We start from the raw sequence: 18293 nt of genomic DNA on the forward strand, positions 1-18293 counted from the left end.
ATGGATGCTTGGTCCCGTAGTCTCGAGCGCCTCGAAGCGGAGTTCCCGCCGGAAGACGTTCATACCTGGTTGAAGCCGCTGCAGGCCGATCTGCGCGTGGACAGCCTGGTGCTGTATGCACCGAATGCCTTCATCGTCGACCAGGTCCGCGAGCTGTACCTGGCCCGGATCCGCGAACTGCTGGCCCATTTCGCCGGTTTCAGCGACGTTTTTCTTGAAATCGGCTCGCGCCCGCGTCCCGTGGAGGCGCAGAACGCGCCGGTTTCCACGCCGTCGGCGCATGTGTCCAGCGAACCGCAGGTGCCGTTTGCCGGCAACCTGGACAATCACTACACGTTCGCCAACTTCGTCGAAGGCCGCAGCAACCAGCTGGGCCTGGCCGCCGCCTTCCAGGCAGCGCAGAAGCCGGGCGACCGCGCGCACAACCCGCTGCTGCTGTACGGAGGCACGGGCCTGGGCAAGACCCACCTGATGTTCGCCGCCGGCAATGCCATGCGCCAGGCCAATCCGGGTGCGAAGGTGCTGTACCTGCGTTCGGAACAGTTCTTCAGCGCGATGATCCGGGCTCTGCAGGAAAAGACCATGGATCAGTTCAAGCGCCAGTTCCAGCAGGTGGACGCGCTGCTGATCGATGACATCCAGTTCTTCGCCGGCAAGGACCGCACCCAGGAAGAGTTCTTCCATACCTTCAACGCGTTGTTCGATGGCAAGCAGCAGATCATCCTGACCTGCGACCGCTATCCGCGCGAGGTCGAAGGCCTGGAAGCACGCCTGAAGTCGCGGCTTGCCTGGGGCCTGTCGGTCGCGATCGAACCGCCTGACTTCGAGACCCGCGCTGCGATCGTGCTGGCCAAGGCACGCGAACGCGGTGCAGAGATTCCCGATGATGTTGCGTTCCTGATCGCCAAGAAGATGCGCTCCAACGTGCGCGACCTCGAAGGTGCGCTCAATACCCTGACCGCCCGCGCCAATTTCACCGGCCGCGCGATCACCACCGAATTCGCCCAGGAAACCCTGCGCGACCTGCTGCGCGCCCAGCAGCAGGCGATCAGCATTCCCAACATCCAGAAAACCGTTGCCGACTACTACGGCCTGCAGATCAAGGATCTGCTGTCGAAGCGTCGGACCCGCTCGCTGGCCCGCCCCCGCCAGGTCGCCATGGCCCTGACCAAGGAACTGACCGAGCACAGCCTGCCCGAGATCGGCGACGCCTTTGCCGGTCGCGACCACACCACGGTGCTGCATGCCTGCCGCCAGATCCGGACCCTGATGGAAACCGACGGCAAGCTCCGCGAGGACTGGGACAAGCTGATCCGGAAGCTGAGCGAATGATGCACGGATGCCGATGAGGCGTCATCGCACAAAACGGTGCAGAATCCGGTAGCAAGCGCGGGACACGTTGTGGATAAAAATGGCGTCTGAAATCGCGCTGGATTTATCCACAGCTTTCCCCACCCCCTGGGGGTCGGTAATACAGAGGGTTTCGATGTCTGAAATTCTTTTATTTACAAAGACTTAGCGTTGTTTTCCAGCGATTCTGTCTCTACCAGCACCACCAAGCTTTTGATTTATTCCACATTTTTTAAAGCATAGGGGCACGGAACCACATGCGTTTCACACTGCAGCGCGAAGCCTTTCTCAAGCCGTTGGCACAGGTCGTCAACGTGGTCGAACGCCGCCAGACCCTTCCGGTTCTGGCCAATTTCCTGGTCCAGGTGCAGAACGGCCAGCTGTCGCTGACCGGTACCGACCTGGAAGTGGAGATGGTGTCGCGGATCGCGGTTGAAGATGCCCAGGACGGCGAAACCACCATCCCCGCCCGCAAGCTGTTCGAGATCATCCGCGCCCTGCCCGACGGCAGCCGGATCACGGTCTCGCAGACCGGTGACAAGATCACCGTGCAGGCCGGCCGCAGCCGCTTCACCCTGGCCACCCTGCCCTCCAACGACTTCCCGTCGGTTGACGAAGTGGAAGCCACCGAGCGCGTGGCCATCGGCGAAGCGACCCTGAAGGAACTGATCGAACGCACCGCGTTCGCGATGGCCCAGCAGGACGTGCGCTACTACCTCAACGGTCTGCTGTTCGATCTGCGCGGCGATGCGCTGCGTACCGTCGCCACCGACGGCCACCGCCTGGCGCTGTGTGAAACCGATCTGGCCAAGCCCAGTGGTTCCAAGCGCCAGATCATCGTGCCGCGCAAGGGCGTGACCGAACTGCAGCGCCTGCTGGAGAGCGGCGATCGCGAGATCGAGCTGGAAGTCGGCCGCAGCCACGTCCGCGTCAAGCGCGACGATGTCACCTTCACCTCGAAGCTGATCGACGGCCGTTTCCCGGATTACGAAGCGGTGATTCCGATCGGTGCCGACCGCGAAGTGAAGGTTGATCGCGAAGCACTGCGTGCCTCGCTGCAGCGTGCCGCGATCCTGTCCAACGAGAAGTACCGCGGCATCCGCGTGGAAGTCTCGCCGGGCAACCTGAAGATCAGCGCGCACAACCCGGAACAGGAAGAAGCCCAGGAAGAGATCGAAGCCGACACCACGGTCAGCGATCTGGCCATCGGCTTCAACGTGAACTACCTGCTGGATGCCCTGTCTGCCCTGCGCGACGAGGAAGTCATCATCCAGCTGCGCGACTCCAACTCCTCGGCGCTGGTGCGTGAATCCAGCAGCGAGAAGTCGCGCCATGTGGTGATGCCGCTGCGTCTCTAACGGCAGCCTGTTCCACGTGGAACCGAACGACGCCCGGGATCTTCCCGGGCGTTTTTTTTTTGCAGGTTCCACGTGGAGCATCGCGATGGGCGGATCTCCAGGTGTGGGTGAATGGCTTCCTTGAGATCGCTGGTTGCCGATTGATCCTGGCTGCCCTTCCGATGCAATCGGCGCTGAGCGATTGGAATCCAGGTTGTGAGCTTGGGCGCTGTCCAGCCGCTCTCGATCGAGTATGCCGTTCTGGGTCTTCAGCCTGATGCACGTTCCCCGAACTTGCCGGAGGGGTGAAGCAGATCGTGGGTCGCAACGCTGCGGTTGCTTCATCTGCAGACGCCACTGTCCACAGGTCTCGTTGGGGTCGGATCGGGGCCGGCCTAGCTTCTAAATCTGGGTATAAATCTAAAGCATGGTGGTGATGGTAGGCCCAGATTTCGTGGAGAAATGCATTATCTAGTTGATTTTGAAGAGATTTATGCACCTGAAACCCCCTGTATAGAGGCCCCTCAGGCTGGGGGGGAACCTGTGGATAGTTTCGCAGGTCGGGCAAAAGGGCTTTTTTATCCACAGTTTGCCCATACCTTGTGTATAAGTCATACAGACCTGCTGTGGACAGTGTGAAACGGCGGGCTCGAAATCCTTGAAATCTGTGGAACCCTCCAGGGCATCGCATCGTAGATTTCAAGAAATCTGCGCGGTGTTCGCGCAAACCACCGTCGGGGCACCTGGCGATGCTCGCGGAATGAGGCTGAAATCGCTGAAATCTGAGGGCCGGTACCCTGCGCCGGCGCTCAGAATTCAAGGATTCCCGGGCGTATCCAGACCCAGGCGAGCCCAGGTGAGGGAGCGCCACCACGTGGAACACGCGTAGGGTTGCCAGACGGAGTCTTCAGCACAGTGGCGATGTCTGGCGCGGCACGGCTGGCTTGACCGATGCAGTAAGCTGATGGATTCCCTACCCCTCTACCGCCTTGTGCGGATGGTCTTTCGCGCCCCATGCAGATCCGCCGCCTCGCCTTGCATCAACTGCGTCGTTTCAGTGCGGTGGACCTGTCGCCCCAGCCGGGATTGAACCTGCTGACCGGCGACAACGGTGCCGGCAAGACCAGCGTGCTCGAAGCCCTGCACTTGATGGCCTATGGCCGCAGCTTCCGTGGCCGGGTGCGTGACGGTCTGGTACGCCAGGGCCAGGAAGCGCTGGAAATCTTCGTGGAATGGGACGAACAGCGTGCCCATCACCCGCCCCACCGCCGAAAAGCCGGCCTGCGCCACAGTGGTCAGGACTGGAAGGGGCGACTGGACGGCGAGGATGTCGCACAGCTGGGTAATCTCTGCGCAGCGCTGGCCGTGGTGACGTTCGAGCCCGGGAGCCATGCACTGGTCAGTGGTGGTGGTGAACCCCGCCGCCGCTTCCTCGACTGGGGCTTGTTCCACGTGGAACCGGATTTTCTGTCCCTGTGGCGTCGCTACTCCCGGGCGCTGAAGCAGCGCAATGCCCTGCTCAAGCAGGGCGGGCCGTCGCGGATGCTCGATACCTGGGATCACGAGCTGGCCGAGGCAGGAGAACCACTGACCAGCCGCCGCCAGCACTACCTGGAGCGTCTGCAGCAGCGCACGGTCGCCTTGGCCGCCAGCCTCGCTCCACAGCTCGGTATCCAGGGATTGGGGCTGAGCCCCGGTTGGCGGCGGCACGAGCTTCCCTTGGCCGATGCCCTGCTTCTGGCCCGGGAACGTGACCGGCAGGCCGGGTATACCTCGGTGGGCCCGCACCGCGCGGACTGGAGTGTGGATTTCCACAGCATTCCAGGTCGTGATGCGCTGTCCCGCGGCCAGGCCAAGCTGACGGCGTTGGCGTGCCTGTTGGCACAGGCGGAGGACTATGCGGAACAGCGAGGCGAATGGCCGGTGATCGCATTGGACGATCTGGCCTCGGAGCTGGATCGCACCCATCAGGCGCGGGTACTGGAGCGCCTGCTCAATGGGCCGGCACAGATCTTCATCACCGCCACCGAAACCCCGGCGGCGCTGCAGGAACTGACCCACATCGCCCGGTTCCACGTGGAACATGCACAGATCGTGGCTGTGCCATAGTGGGCACACCAGGGCCGCTCGACCCCGGCTGGTATAATTCGGGTTGGAATCCTTTCATTCTCGGCGCATCGCCCCAAGCGGTGCCCGACCTGCGGAGCCTACGGCAAGCGCAATGAGCGACGAACAGAACACCCCGGCAAACAACGGCAATTACGACGCCAACAGCATTACCGCCCTGGAAGGCCTGGAGGCTGTCCGCAAGCGTCCCGGCATGTACATCGGCGACGTGCATGACGGCACCGGTCTGCACCACATGGTGTTCGAGGTCGTCGACAACTCGATCGACGAAGCGTTGGCCGGCCACGCCGACCACGTTGCAGTGACGATCCACGCCGACGGCTCGGTCTCGGTGTCCGACAACGGCCGTGGTATTCCGACCGGCAAGCACGAGCAGATGAGCGCCAAGCTCGGTCGCGAAGTGTCTGCGGCCGAAGTCGTCATGACCGTCCTGCACGCAGGCGGCAAGTTCGACGACAACAGCTACAAGGTTTCGGGCGGCCTGCACGGCGTCGGCGTCAGCGTGGTCAACGCGCTGTCGCAGAAGCTGCTGGTGGACGTGTTCCAGAATGGCTCCCACTACCAGCAGGAATTCAGCAACGGCGCAGCCGTGACTGCGCTGGCCAAGCTGGAAGCCACCACCAAGCGCGGTACCACCGTGCGCTTCTGGCCGTCGACCGTCGCCTTCCACGACAACGTGGAATTCCACTACGACATCCTGGCCCGCCGCCTGCGCGAGCTGTCGTTCCTGAACTCCGGCGTCAAGATCGTCCTTGCCGACGAGCGTGGCGACGGCCGTCGCGATGACTTCCACTACGAAGGCGGCATCCGCAGCTTCGTGGAGCATCTGGCCCAGCTGAAGAGACCCCGCTGCACCCGAACGTCATTTCAGTCACCGGCGAGCACAACGGCATCGTCGTGGACGTGGCGCTGCAGTGGACCGACTCCTACCAGGAGACGATGTACTGCTTCACCAACAACATTCCGCAGAAGGACGGCGGTACCCACCTGGCCGGTTTCCGCGGTGCGCTGACCCGTGTGCTCAACAACTACATCGAGCAGAACGGCATCGCCAAGCAGGCCAAGATCAACCTGACCGGCGATGACATGCGCGAAGGCATGATCGCAGTGCTGTCGGTGAAGGTGCCGGACCCGAGCTTCTCCAGCCAGACCAAGGAAAAGCTGGTCAGCTCCGACGTGCGCCCGGCGGTGGAAAACGCCTTCGGTGCGCGGCTGGAAGAGTTCCTGCAGGAAAACCCGAACGAAGCCAAGGCGATCGCCGGCAAGATCGTCGATGCCGCACGTGCACGTGAAGCCGCGCGCAAGGCCCGCGACCTGACCCGCCGCAAGGGCGCGCTGGACATCGCGGGCCTGCCGGGCAAGCTGGCCGACTGCCAGGAAAAGGATCCGGCGCTGTCCGAACTGTTCATCGTCGAGGGTGACTCGGCAGGTGGTTCGGCCAAGCAGGGCCGCAACCGCAAGAACCAGGCGGTGCTGCCGCTGCGCGGCAAGATCCTCAACGTGGAACGCGCGCGTTTCGATCGCATGCTGTCCTCCGACCAGGTGGGTACGCTGATCACCGCGCTGGGCACCGGCATCGGCCGTGACGAGTACAACCCAGACAAGCTGCGTTACCACAAGATCATCATCATGACCGACGCCGACGTCGACGGCGCCCACATCCGCACCCTGCTGCTGACGTTCTTCTACCGCCAGATGCCGGAGCTGATCGAGCGCGGTTACGTCTACATCGGCCTGCCGCCGCTGTACAAGATCAAGCAGGGCAAGCAGGAGCTGTACCTGAAGGACGACCCGGCGCTGGACAGCTACCTGGCCAGCAGCGCAGTGGAAAACGCTGCACTGGTGCCGGCCACCGGCGAGCCCGGCATCGAAGGCCTGGCGCTGGAGAAGCTGCTGCTGGCCTACGCGGCGGCGCTGGATTCGATCGAGCGCAACGCACACCGCTACGACCGCAACCTGCTTGAAGCGCTGGTCGACTTCGTCCCGATGGACCTGGAAAGCCTGCGCGCTGCCGGCGAAGGCGAGGGCCTGGATGCACTGGCCAAGCGTCTCAACCAGGGCAGCCTGGGCAGCCCGCGTTTCACGCTGGAACTGCAGGACGCCAACGATGAGCGCCCGGCCGCTGTGCTGGTGACCCGTCGCCACATGGGCGAACAGCACATCCAGGTGCTGCCGATGTCGGCCTTCGAAAGCGGCGAACTGCGCGCGATCCACCAGGCATCGAAGCTGCTGCACGGTCTGGTCCGCGAAGGCGCGACCATTTCCCGCGGTGCCAAGTCGATCGAAGTCGACAGCTTTGCCAAGGCACAGAACTGGCTGCTCGAGGAGGCCAAGCGCGGCCGGCAGATCCAGCGATTCAAGGGTCTGGGTGAAATGAATCCGGAGCAGTTGTGGGACACCACGGTGAATCCGGAAACCCGTCGACTGCTGCAGGTGCGCATCGAAGATGCTGTCGCTGCCGACCAGATTTTCAGCACGCTGATGGGCGATGTCGTCGAACCGCGTCGCGACTTCATCGAAGACAACGCGCTGAAGGTCGCAAACCTGGATATCTGACACAATCGGGACACGGCCGGTGCGCGGGGAGGCGCGCCGGCCTTCGACTCTTGAACGCAGGTACCTGATGTCCGCATCCGCCCCGGTTTCCGCTCCGCCCCCGGTTCCGCCGGCTTCTGCCGCGCCGCGTGCCGTTTCGCCGTTGGCGGGGTTTTTCATCGACCTGGGTATCGCCGCTGTCACCCTGTTCGGCCTGAGCCTGATCAGCGGCCTGCTATGGGGCCTGTACCGTGGCGTGGTGGTTGGTTACGCGAACGCGCAGGCCGGCGCTGGCGCCCCCGACGCCAGTTCGGTAGCGGCATCACTGGGCCAGCCGGGCGCGCTTGCGCAGATTCTCATGGCGCTGTTTGCCACCGGCGGCGCCGCGCTGCTGCTGTACTTCTGGCGACGGCCGGCCAATGCCGCCGAGCGCCACGCGTCGCGCCAGGCGCTGCGCCGTCCCTCCACCTGGGGCTGGACGCTGCTGGTGGCGACCCTGATCGTGCTCGGCAGCAATGGCATCGCCTTCCTGTCCAAGCAGTTCGGCATCGAGCCGGTTCCCACCAATCTGGCGCTGATGCAGAGTGCGATCGCGCGCTTCCCGTTGTTCCTGGTGCTGTTCGCGGTGGTACTGGCACCGGCCTACGAGGAGCTGCTGTTCCGCCGCGTGCTGTTTGGCCGCCTGTGGAAGGCCGGACGCCCGTGGCTGGGCGTGGTACTGAGCAGCCTTGCTTTCGCCCTGATCCATGAAATCCCTGGCACCAGTGCCAACGGCCCGGCCGAGATCGCGCAGCTGTGGCTGGTCTATGGCGGCATGGGTGCCGCGTTCTGCTGGCTGTACCAGCGCACCGGCACGCTCTGGGCCGCGATCACCGCGCACGCGCTGAACAACGGCGTGGCGCTTGCCGCGCTTGTGTTCTTCGGGGCAACGTAACGCCGTGTCCGCTTGACGAAAGATTAAGCCGCTACGCTACACACTGCGCATATGAACACGGGGGTGGATCCATGAAACAACTGCTGCTGGCCCTTGTCATCACCACCCTGGTCAGCGCCTGCGCGACCACGACCTCCCCTACCGGCCGTCGGCAGATGGTGGGCGGGGTGTCGCAGGCGCAGCTGGACCAGCTCGGCGCACAGGCGTTCGCCGAAACCAAGCAGAAGGAAAAGATCAGCACCGACGGCCGCCAGAACGGTTACGTGCAGTGCGTGGTCAACGCCCTGGTCGCGCAGCTGCCGCCTCAATACCGTGGCGTACGGTGGGAGACGGCCGTGTTCGTCGACAAGGAGCCCAACGCCTTCGCCCTGCCCGGCGGCAAGGTCGGCGTGAACACCGGCATCTTCACCGTCGCCAAAAACCAGGATCAGCTGGCTGCCGTAATCGGCCATGAAATCGGCCACGTCATCGCCCGCCACCACGAAGAGCGCATCACCCGGCAGATGGGTGCGCAGACCGGGCTGGCCGTGCTCGGTGCGCTGGCCGGCGCGGCCTACGGAGAAGGCGCTGCCAGCACCGTCAACCAGCTCGGGGGCATGGGCGCGCAGACCGCCTTCCTGCTGCCCGGTTCACGCACCCAGGAAAGCGAGGCCGACGTGATCGGCCAGCGACTGATGGCCCAGGCCGGTTTCAACCCGGCGCAGGCGGTCGACCTGTGGCAGAACATGATGGCCGCCAGTGGCGGCCGCAGCCCGCAATGGCTGTCCACCCACCCCGATCCAGCCAACCGTATCCAGGAACTGCGACGCGATGCACCGGGACTGACGCCGGTCTATCAGCAGGCGCAGGCGGCCGGGCTGCGGCCAAAGTGCGGATGAGTGCGCAGTTCTATGCTGTATTGCAGCACATAAAACGATTTCTCACGCCATCTGTTTCTGATACGTTTGGCGGCTCAGATTTTTCTGACAGTCCGACTTTGCCGCTATCCGGCGGTTCGATCGAGGTGAACGATGATTTTCCGTAACCACAAAGCTGTGCTTTCCGTCCTCGTCGCGACCGCCCTGACCGGCGCCGTGGTCACCGATGCCTTCGCGCAGTCCTCGCGTTCCTCCGAGCGTGGCAACCGCGGCGGCAAGCAGGCCAAGGCCGAAGCGCTGTACCCGAACGCGACCCGCGAGGAGCCGACCGTCAAGGCATCGGCCAAGCTGGGCAGCAAGCTGCAGAAGATGATCGACAGCTACAACAAGGAAAAGTTCCCGGAGACGCGCACGCAGGCCGACGCGATCCTGGCTGACAGCGCCGCGAACGAGTACGACAAGTCGCTGGCCGCGCAGCTGGCCTCGCAGGCCGCCTACCAGACCGACGACACCCCGGCTGCCGTGGCCTACCTGAAGCAGGTCCTGCAGTTCAACGGCCTGGACAACAACGGCCACTTCCAGTCGATGCTGATGCTGGGCCAGCTGCAGCTGCAGGAAGACCAGACCGCCGAAGGCCTGGCGACCCTGGACAAGTACTTCGCCGAGAGCAAGTCGACCAAGCCGGAAGAGCTGATCGCCAAGGGCCAGGCGCTGTACCAGCTGGAGCGCTACCAGGAAGCGATCCCGGTGCTGAAGCAGGCCATCGCCGGTGCCACCGAACCGAAGGACAACTGGAACCAGCTGCTGATGGCGGCCCTCTCCGAAGCCGGCCAGTCCGGTGAAGCGGTGAAGGAAGCCGAAGCACTGGCCGCCAAGAACCCGAACGACAAGAAGGCCCAGCTGAACCTGGCCAGCATGTACATGCAGGCCGATCAGATGGAGAAGGCTGCCGCGGTGATGGACAAGCTGCGCAGCAGCGGCCAGCTCACCGAAGAGCGCGAGTACAAGCAGCTGTACTCGATCTATGCCAACACCGAACACAAGGAAAAGGACGTCATCGCGGTCATCAACGAAGGGTTGCAGAAGGGCATCCTGAAGCCGGATTACCAGGTCTACCTGGCGCTGGCCCAGTCCTACTACTACTCCGACCAGGTGCCGCAGGCGATCGATGCGTGGCAGAAGGCTGCCCCGCTGTCCAAGGACGGTGAGACCTACCTGAACCTGGCACGCGTCCTGCATGCCGAAGGTCGCATCCCGGAGGCCAAGCAGGCCGCCCAGCAGGCGCTGGCGAAGGGTGTGAAGAACCAGGCTGATGCCAAAAAAATCATCAACCTGAAGTAAGTAGGAATAACGCCTGAATGCCTGCACAGTTGATGCGCAGGCGCTCAGGATTGGTATAAGCTTGGAGGTTCCTGCGGTGTCATGCACCGCTGATCAGGGATTCCGCCCCCGGCATCCCGGCCCCACTATTGAGCTCTTGGCGCATGACGGAACAACTAGTCGTTCACCGGTACGAACAACCCGATGACAAGGGGCTGAGCTGGCCTCGCATCGTCGGCATCGCGTTTGTAATTGCCCTGCATCTGGCCGCGTTCATGATGCTCCTGATCCCCGCCGTGGCTCCCAAGGCCGTGGCTGAGAAGGAGCGCAACGTCATGGTGACGATCGTCGACGCCCCGCCGCCGCCGCCACCGCCGCCGCCGCCGCCGCCGCCGACGGATACTCCGCCGCCGCCGGTGAAGAACCTGTCGCCGCCGAAGCCGTCGCCGGTCCCGCCGCCGCCGCAGGCGCCGGTCGTGGACGTGCCGGAACCGCGCCCGAGCGATATCGTCACCCCGCCGTCGCCTCCGTCGCCGCCGGCTCCGCCGACCTCGATCGAGGCCAGCGTGGACATCTCGTCGAAGGCCATGAACCCGCCGCGCTACCCGCCGGCAGCCTTCCGCGCGGGTATCCAGGGCGAAGTGATCCTGATCATTGATGTCGATGCCAGCGGCAACGTCACCAATGTCACGGTGGAAAAGTCCAGCCGTAACCGCGACCTGGACCGTGCTGCGATGGAAGCAGCTCGCAAGTGGCGCTTCAACGCCGCTGAATCTGGCGGTAAGAAGGCGGCAGGTCGCGTTCGCGTCCCGGTCAACTTTGCGCTGAACTGATGCGTCCGGGTGGCCGCCTGGCCACCCCCGCTCCCAGTTCGATTGTTTAGCTTAGCTACACCCTTTATCACCACACACAACAAAGGTAAGCGTCATGCTGCAGGAAATTTTCATCGCCGCTGCTGCCGGGGGCAATCCGTCCAACGCCCTGTCGCAGATGGGCTTCGAGCACCTGATCCACGAAATGACCACCAAGCCGGGTGATTTCGCGGTTTCCTGGGTCGTGCTGCTGACCCTGGTCGTCATGTCGGCCATGTCCTGGTACTGGACCGTCATCAACATCTTCCGCGCCACCCGCCTGAAGAGCGCCGCTGATCGCGTCGTCAGCCTGTTCTGGGATACCCCGAACGCGCAGGACGCCATCCGTGCGATGGAAGAACAGCCGGCTTCCGAGCCGTTCTCCAAGATCGCCCTGGACGCTGCCCAGGCGGCTGCCCACCACCAGCGCGCTGAAGGCGGCGCCACCGGCGGCGTGGGTGAGAACCTGAGCCGTTCGGAGTTCGTCGACCGCGCTCTGCGTCAGGCCGTGACCCGCGAAAGCAACAAGCTGCAGTCGGGCATGACCCTGCTGGCCACCGTCGGCGCGACCGCTCCGTTCGTCGGTCTGCTGGGTACCGTGTGGGGCATCTACGGCGCGCTGATCAAGATCGGTGCCACCGGCTCCGCTTCGATCGACGCCGTTGCCGGCCCGGTGGGTGAAGCGCTGATCATGACCGCGATCGGTCTGTTCGTCGCGATCCCGGCCGTGTTCGCCTTCAACTTCTTCAGCAAGATCAACAGCGCGACCATCAGCAAGTTCGATACCTTCGCGCACGACCTGCACGACTTCTTCGCCACCGGTTCGCGCGTCCGCTAATTGCGACGCGCTGTACCCAGCGAGAACGTAGTCAACACGATCTAGACGGAGCCCGTTATGGCTTTCAGTAGTGGTAACAGCGGCGGCCCCATGGCCGACATCAACGTTACGCCCCTCGTGGACGTGATGCTGGTGCTGCTGATCATCTTCATCATCACGGCGCCCCTGATGTCCCACAAGGTCAAGGTGGATCTGCCGGAGGCCAACCTGGTCCAGAAGCCGGACGACACCAACGACCGCAAGGGCCCCATCACCCTGGCAGTCAAGGAAGATGGCTCGATCTACTGGAACGACGAAGAAATCAACAAGCAGACTCTCGAGTCGCGCTTGGCGACCGCCGCCCAGCAGACCCCGCAGCCGCCGTTGAACCTGCGTGGTGACCGCACCACCAAGATGCGTGTCATCAACGAGATGACCAAGATCGCGCAGGAACAGGGCATGCTGGACGTCGGCTTCGTCGCGACCAAAGAGAAGGGGCAGTAAGCCATGGCATTCAGTAGTGGTGGTGGCAAAGGCCCCATGGCAGACATCAACGTCACGCCCCTCGTGGACGTGATGCTGGTTCTGCTGATCATCTTCATCGTGACCGCGCCGATCATGACGTACCCGATCGCCGTGGACCTGCCGCAGCGCGTGCTCAACCCACCGCCGCAGCTGGTCGAACCGCCGCCGCCGATCGAACTCAAGATCGACGCCAGCAACCAGGTCTCGTGGAACAACAGCCCGATCAATGCGAGCGAGCTGCAGCAGCGGATGGAGAACGAGGTCCAGAAGGACCCGACCAACCAGCCGGAACTGCGCATCGATGCGAGCCCGGATTCCGAGTACGACGTGATGGCCAAGGTTCTGGCTGCCGCGAAGAACGCTCAGATGAAGAAGATCGGTTTTGTGCAGCAGTAACTGCTACACCGCAATACAACAGTCATGACGCGACTGCAGACGCCCCTGGAAACAGGGGCGTCTTTTTTATGCCTGACGGCCTGGACCGTTATGATCGGCGGATGCTCGCCCTCTTCGACTCCCTGCGCCACTGGCTCGACGGCATCGCCCACCTTGGCACGATCCTGGCGGTCGCCTATCTGCTGTACCTGTTCGCGCTGGCGGGCTGGATCATGCTGCAGAAGCGCGAGCCGGTGGCCACGCTGAGCTGGATCCTGTCGCTGGCGCTGCTGCCCTACCTGGGTCTCTTCATCTACTACCTGCTGGGCCCGCAGAAGGTGAAGCGGCAGCGCCTGCGCCGTGGCCGTGCCCGCTCGGGGATGGAGCACTACAGCGATGTCTGCCCACCCGACGCCGACTGCACCGAGCTGGCCAAGGTCGCACAGGCCACGACCGGGCTCGCGCCGAGCAGCGCCACCGAAGTCACCTGGCTGGTGGATGGCGCGGCAACCTACGCGGCCCTGCTGGACGCCATCGCGCAGGCCCGCGATCACGTGCACCTGGAGTACTACATCTTCAACCCGGACCATGCCGGCACCGCGCTGCGCGACGCCCTGGTCGAGCGCGCCCGCGCGGGTGTGCAGGTGCGCCTGCTGCTCGACGCGGTGGGTTCGTCGGCCCTGCCCCGCCGCTTCCTGCAGCCGCTGCTCGACGCCGGTGGCGAAGCGATCTGGTTCCACCCACGGCAGCTGCTGAAGCCATTCAAGCGCCCGTGGTTGAACCTGCGTACCCACCGCAAGCTGGTGATCGTCGACGGCCGCCTCGCCTTCACCGGCGGCATCAACATCACCGACGACGAGGATGAAAGCCGCAGGGCGGATGCCTACCGCGACCTGCACATGCGCATCCGCGGCCACGTGGTGCGCAGCCTGCAGCTGGTGTTCGCCGAGGACTGGCTCTACGCCAGTGGACAGGATCCCTCGCGCATGGACATCGCGCGTCTGTGGCCAGCCGACATGCCGCTGCGCGGCGATGGTGCGATCAACGCCCAGGTGCTGGTCTCCGGCCCGGACTCGGGCTGGGAAACGATCCATCGCCTGCATGTGGCGGCGATCCAGGAAGCGCACGAGCGCGTCTGGCTGGTCACGCCCTACTTCGTGCCGGGCGAAGCGGCGCGGATGGCACTGACCTCGGCCGCGCTGGGCGGGCTGGACGTGCGCCTGCTGGTGCCGAAGATGAGCGATTCCTGGTTCGTCACCCAGGCCGCCCGCTCCTACTTCGACGAGCTGCTGCATGCCGGGGTGAAGATCTACGAGTACGGCCCACGCATGCTGCATACCAAGGCCTTCATCGCCGATGACGACGTCTGCATCGTCGGCAGTGCCAACTTCGATCACCGCAGCTTCCGGCTGAACTTCGAGCTGTCGATGATGATCAGCGACCGTGACCGGGTGGCTGCGCTGGCCGAACTGCTGCAGGGCGAATTCGACCGTTCCACGCGTGTGCACGACCAGGCCGGTCGTTCGCTGTGGCTGCACCGCCTGCCCGAGGCCTTCGCCCGGCTGGCCTCGCCGCTGCTCTGACGCAGCGCTACACTGCGCCGATCATCCGGGGAGCCCGACTATGTACTGGTTGTACCTGCTGCTGGCGCTGGGCTCTTTCGCCTTCGCGCTGAAGACCCCCAGCCCCGGGCTGATGACCCTGTGCCTGCTGGCCGCCCTCGCCTTCCTGTTGGCCTGGGTGCGTGGCCGCTACGTGGCCCGTTTCGGTGATCCACAGCGCGATCCGTCCACACTGGTCGATGCCGAAGAACTGCGCCGCCTGCGCGAACAGGCCCAGGCCCGCCGCGGTGACGACCCCAACGATCACGATCCATCCCCTCTTTCCAAGTAGTTTCGTTCCATGACCCAGCTCAGCGTCAACGTCAACAAGATCGCCGTCCTGCGCAATTCGCGCGGTGGTGCCGAACCGGACGTGGTACGCGCCGCCCAGGCCTGCCTGGATGCCGGCGCGCATGGCATCACCGTGCATCCGCGACCGGACCGCCGTCATATCACCGCCGAGGACGTGCTGGCCCTGTCCACGCTGACCCGTGCGCGTGGGGTGGAGTTCAACATCGAAGGCAATCCGTTCGCACCGCCGCGCGAGGGTTATCCGGGGCTGCTCCCGCTGTGTGCACAGACCCACCCGGCGCAGACCACCCTGGTACCGGATGGCGATGGGCAGATCACGTCCGACCACGGTTTCGACTTCGAGCGCGATGCCGAGCGGTTGCGCCCATTGATCACCGAACTGAAAGCGATGGGTTGCCGGGTCAGCCTGTTCGTCGATGCCGGCAACCCGTTGCTGGAGCAGGCGGCCGAGGTGGGTGCGGACCGCATCGAGCTGTACACCGGGCCCTATGCGGAGGCGCATGCGGCTGGTGATGCTGACGCGATGCTGGCGCTGTTCGCCACTGCCGCACGCCGTGCACAGGCCGTTGGCCTGGGCGTGAACGCCGGCCACGATCTGTCGCAGGACAACCTGCGCGATTTCCTGGCCAACGTGCCGGACGTGCTGGAGGTGTCGATCGGCCACGCGCTGATCGGTGAGGCGCTGTACGACGGGCTGGACGCCACGGTGCGCGGGTACCTGGCGCTGCTCTGACCCTCCCCCTGTAGCGTCGAGCCCTGCTCGACTTCGGTCTTGGGCCACCCTGGGTGGGAGTCGAGCACGGCTCGACTCTACGGGTGGCGCTGAACCCTTCAGGCGGCCGTCGCAGCCACTGAGACGGCCGCGACTTACCCTGCCGCAATGGGTATTGCGATCAAGGGCCGAGGTTCCACGTCCCACCTTGCCGGGCGCTTTGAAAGCACTGTCAGCGAGGCGGTGGACGACGGCTGGGCGGTCGACGAGAGCGAGGAGTTCCTTGCCCCTCGCCTGCGTACCGAAGTGCGTGCCGAGACCGCGCGCAGCATCATCAGCCGCAACACCTCGCCGGACGTCGGCTTCAGCCAGTCGGTGAATCCGTACCGCGGTTGTGAGCATGGTATCAATACCCCCTGATTGTTCACTAGATAAATCCATATAGATCAACAGGTTAGAGAATAATCAGTAAACACATTGCTATCGGCACAATCCCCCGCGCAGTGCCGGCCAAACACGCCCATCCTGGAGAGGTTGGCCAACCTTCGTGGTCTGCAAAGAGTGTTAGAGCCCTGCGGCGCGCAGCAGGGCCGACATCGAGGTACCCATGCCTTTAGCAACTCGCTCCAAGGTAACGAGAGTGAGGTTCTTTTCGCCACGCTCGATCTTGCTGTAGTAGGCGCGGTGCATCTGGATGTGGTCAGCAAAGGCTTCTTGGCTGACACCCAGATCAATGCGATGCGCGCGGATCACATCTGCAAGTTTCGCTTGGTTCGTATGCTCGACCATACGAAGCAGCTTGTGGTTCCAGTACTTTAAAGACTACGCCTCTAAAGGTAGTCTACTTATAAGTACTAATTGCATCTCCCATGAACTTTTACCTCGTATGTCCGGAACTGGAGTTCACTCTTGAGCTTCCCTTTTCTCCCATGGGCAGGGAGCAGGTCGCTATGCAGATGCGTCGAATGCAAGAAGAGGAAGGGCAAGCAAGAGGCTTTGAGTACCGCCTGGCAGAAGAGCTCTCAAAGCTCATCCCCCAGCTAACGGATTGGGACATCAAGCCGCCCACGGGTGCACAGATGGCATATGCGACTTCGCTCTGCGCACAGTTGGGCATTCCACTGCCTGCAGCAACACGTCGATCGCGGGCATTGATGCAGATCTTCTTGGCGGAAGCCAAAGCGCTCCATGGCCAACGCAGCTGATAAAGGCCTTGCCAGCCGAAGCTGTGGATAAGCCTGGGCAGAACCTACTCGCCAAACGACCGTATGGCCTACAGCTAGCTGAATTTCACGGTGTTGCGGCGCCTGTGGTTAGCAATAATACTAACGGCCCGACCTTCCCAAGTTGTCGCCATGGAACAGGATGCTCGAAAGGCCCAAGTTCCCCTCAAAGGCAGAGGGGCCGCATCGCGTGTCCCAAGCCGTTTCGATACCACTGCAACAGTGGGAGTCGACGACGGCTGGGAGTCGGTCTACCAGGAGATGGAAGACGCGCCACCGCTGAGAACTCAGGTGCAGGAAGAGCGAGCGCGCACAGTGATCAGCCACAACTCATCCCCTGACGTTGGCTTTAGCGCGTCGGTCAACCCGTACCGCGGCTGCGAGCATGGCTGTGTTTACTGTTTTGCTCGCCCTTCTCACTCCTACTTGAGCCTTTCACCAGGCTTAGACTTCGAGACGCGCCTGTTTGCAAAGACAAATGCCCCGGAGCGCCTCAGAGCAGAAATTAGCAAGTCGAACTACAAGTGCACCCCGATTGCGTTGGGGATAAACACAGACGGCTATCAGCCGATTGAAAGGAATTACCAAATTACACGCCAATGCCTTGAGGTGCTTGCTGATGCCAAGCATCCGGTGAGCTTCGTCACCAAGAGTGCCTTGATCACCAGGGACGTCGAACTGCTGGCGTCGATGGCCAAGGATCGGTTGGTTACGGTCTACTTCTCGGTCACCACGCTCGACAGGAAGCTATCTGCAAAACTGGAACCACGAGCTGCTGCTCCCCACGCAAGGCTGCGAGCAATGAATCAGCTGCACGAGGCAGGAGTACCGGTAGGGGTTTTGATCGCGCCGGTCATTCCCATGATCACCGACCATGACCTAGAAGCCATCCTTGAGGCTGCTCACGAACACGGCGCTCGGGCAGCAGGCTACGTGCTTCTCAGGCTACCCAACGAGATTAAGGACATTTGGAGAGAATGGCTCGAGCTGCACTATCCGGACCGCGCTGCGCACGTGCTTAGCTTGATGCGACAGATGCATGGTGGAAAGGAGTATGACGCCAGCTTTGGCACCAGGATGTCCGGAACTGGCCCTGTAGCGGACTTGATCCGGAAGCGCTTTGAAAAGAAGCATCGTGAACTCGGTTTCACTAGGCTGCCAGCGCTGGCCACTCATCTTTTTCAACCTCCCCAAGACAAGTCGCCACAGGGGCAACTTTTCTAGCCGAACGGAAAACGAGGCTAGCATCAGTACAAAGCTATGGATGCAGTCCGAGCGGCGCCTACAGGGACAGAGCGTCCTAGGTTTCTGAGTACTGATAGCATCTCCCCGAAAAGGAAATAGCATCTCCTCCGCAGCAAGCTTAGACGGCTTTCCAAACATATTTGGTTATCCCGCTTCCTCATGAAAAGGACCA

At 63.1% G+C, this 18293-nt stretch carries 16 protein-coding genes and 2 pseudogenes; 17 read left to right on the forward strand and 1 reads right to left on the reverse strand.

The window, feature by feature from the left end:
- The 15 genes and pseudogenes from dnaA to ACZK4Z_RS00075 form a co-directional block, all read left to right on the forward strand.
- Entirely contained in the window at positions 1-1332 is a 1332-nt protein-coding gene (gene dnaA / locus ACZK4Z_RS00005; RefSeq protein ID WP_005411730.1) for a chromosomal replication initiator protein DnaA, read from the forward strand.
- Positions 1333-1607: 275 nt separating this feature from the next.
- A complete protein-coding gene (gene dnaN / locus ACZK4Z_RS00010) occupies positions 1608-2708 on the forward strand; it encodes a DNA polymerase III subunit beta (RefSeq protein WP_005411731.1) in 1101 nt (366 codons plus the stop codon).
- A gap of 993 nt (positions 2709-3701) precedes the next feature.
- Positions 3702-4796, forward strand: coding sequence for a DNA replication/repair protein RecF (gene recF / locus ACZK4Z_RS00015; RefSeq protein ID WP_121504964.1), 1095 nt, complete (start codon positions 3702-3704; stop codon positions 4794-4796).
- A gap of 112 nt (positions 4797-4908) precedes the next feature.
- Positions 4909-7370 (forward strand): annotated as a pseudogene (gyrB, locus tag ACZK4Z_RS00020) (DNA topoisomerase (ATP-hydrolyzing) subunit B).
- A gap of 67 nt (positions 7371-7437) precedes the next feature.
- Positions 7438-8283, forward strand: coding sequence for a CPBP family intramembrane glutamic endopeptidase (locus ACZK4Z_RS00025; protein ID WP_125892593.1), 846 nt, complete (start codon positions 7438-7440; stop codon positions 8281-8283).
- Positions 8284-8354: 71 nt separating this feature from the next.
- Positions 8355-9161 carry a M48 family metallopeptidase gene (locus tag ACZK4Z_RS00030; RefSeq protein ID WP_032128510.1) on the forward strand — a complete coding sequence of 269 codons (807 nt, stop codon included), beginning with the start codon at positions 8355-8357 and terminating at the stop codon, positions 9159-9161.
- Positions 9162-9293: 132 nt separating this feature from the next.
- Positions 9294-10481: a tetratricopeptide repeat protein gene (locus ACZK4Z_RS00035; protein ID WP_032128511.1), complete on the forward strand. Its 1188-nt coding sequence runs from the start codon at positions 9294-9296 to the stop codon at positions 10479-10481.
- 143 nt (positions 10482-10624) lie between these two features.
- Entirely contained in the window at positions 10625-11293 is a 669-nt protein-coding gene (locus ACZK4Z_RS00040) for an energy transducer TonB (protein WP_049399022.1), read from the forward strand.
- A 94-nt stretch (positions 11294-11387) separates the two neighbouring features.
- Positions 11388-12149, forward strand: a complete 762-nt coding sequence (exbB, locus tag ACZK4Z_RS00045; RefSeq protein ID WP_004132614.1) for a TonB-system energizer ExbB — start codon at positions 11388-11390, stop codon at positions 12147-12149.
- Positions 12150-12206: 57 nt separating this feature from the next.
- Positions 12207-12632, forward strand: coding sequence for an ExbD/TolR family protein (locus tag ACZK4Z_RS00050; RefSeq protein WP_012509603.1), 426 nt, complete (start codon positions 12207-12209; stop codon positions 12630-12632).
- 3 nt (positions 12633-12635) lie between these two features.
- Complete coding sequence (locus ACZK4Z_RS00055; RefSeq protein ID WP_032129281.1) at positions 12636-13049, forward strand: ExbD/TolR family protein; 414 nt, start codon at positions 12636-12638, stop codon at positions 13047-13049.
- A gap of 101 nt (positions 13050-13150) precedes the next feature.
- On the forward strand, positions 13151-14611 hold the full coding sequence (gene cls / locus ACZK4Z_RS00060) for a cardiolipin synthase (protein ID WP_032129285.1): 1461 nt from the start codon (positions 13151-13153) through the stop codon (positions 14609-14611).
- Between the two features lie 40 nt (positions 14612-14651).
- The gene (locus tag ACZK4Z_RS00065) at positions 14652-14921 is read left to right on the forward strand and encodes a hypothetical protein (RefSeq protein ID WP_125892595.1); all 270 of its coding nucleotides are present in this window, start codon (positions 14652-14654) and stop codon (positions 14919-14921) included.
- 9 nt (positions 14922-14930) lie between these two features.
- Positions 14931-15674, forward strand: coding sequence for a pyridoxine 5'-phosphate synthase (locus ACZK4Z_RS00070; protein WP_125892597.1), 744 nt, complete (start codon positions 14931-14933; stop codon positions 15672-15674).
- 147 nt (positions 15675-15821) lie between these two features.
- A pseudogene (locus ACZK4Z_RS00075) lies at positions 15822-16058 on the forward strand (radical SAM protein); the annotation flags it as partial.
- A gap of 159 nt (positions 16059-16217) precedes the next feature.
- Here ACZK4Z_RS00075 and ACZK4Z_RS00080 read toward each other — a convergent pair.
- Entirely contained in the window at positions 16218-16442 is a 225-nt protein-coding gene (locus ACZK4Z_RS00080; RefSeq protein WP_478451088.1) for a helix-turn-helix domain-containing protein, read from the reverse strand.
- Positions 16443-16522: 80 nt separating this feature from the next.
- Here ACZK4Z_RS00080 and ACZK4Z_RS00085 point away from each other — a divergent pair, with 80 nt between their 5' ends.
- Both ACZK4Z_RS00085 and ACZK4Z_RS00090 read left to right on the forward strand, forming a co-directional pair.
- On the forward strand, positions 16523-16858 hold the full coding sequence (locus tag ACZK4Z_RS00085) for a hypothetical protein (RefSeq protein ID WP_012478634.1): 336 nt from the start codon (positions 16523-16525) through the stop codon (positions 16856-16858).
- A 150-nt stretch (positions 16859-17008) separates the two neighbouring features.
- Positions 17009-18100, forward strand: coding sequence for a PA0069 family radical SAM protein (locus tag ACZK4Z_RS00090; protein ID WP_021204599.1), 1092 nt, complete (start codon positions 17009-17011; stop codon positions 18098-18100).
- Positions 18101-18293 lie beyond the last annotated feature (193 nt).

The organism is Stenotrophomonas sp. 71799_Sma, assembly GCF_056482505.1.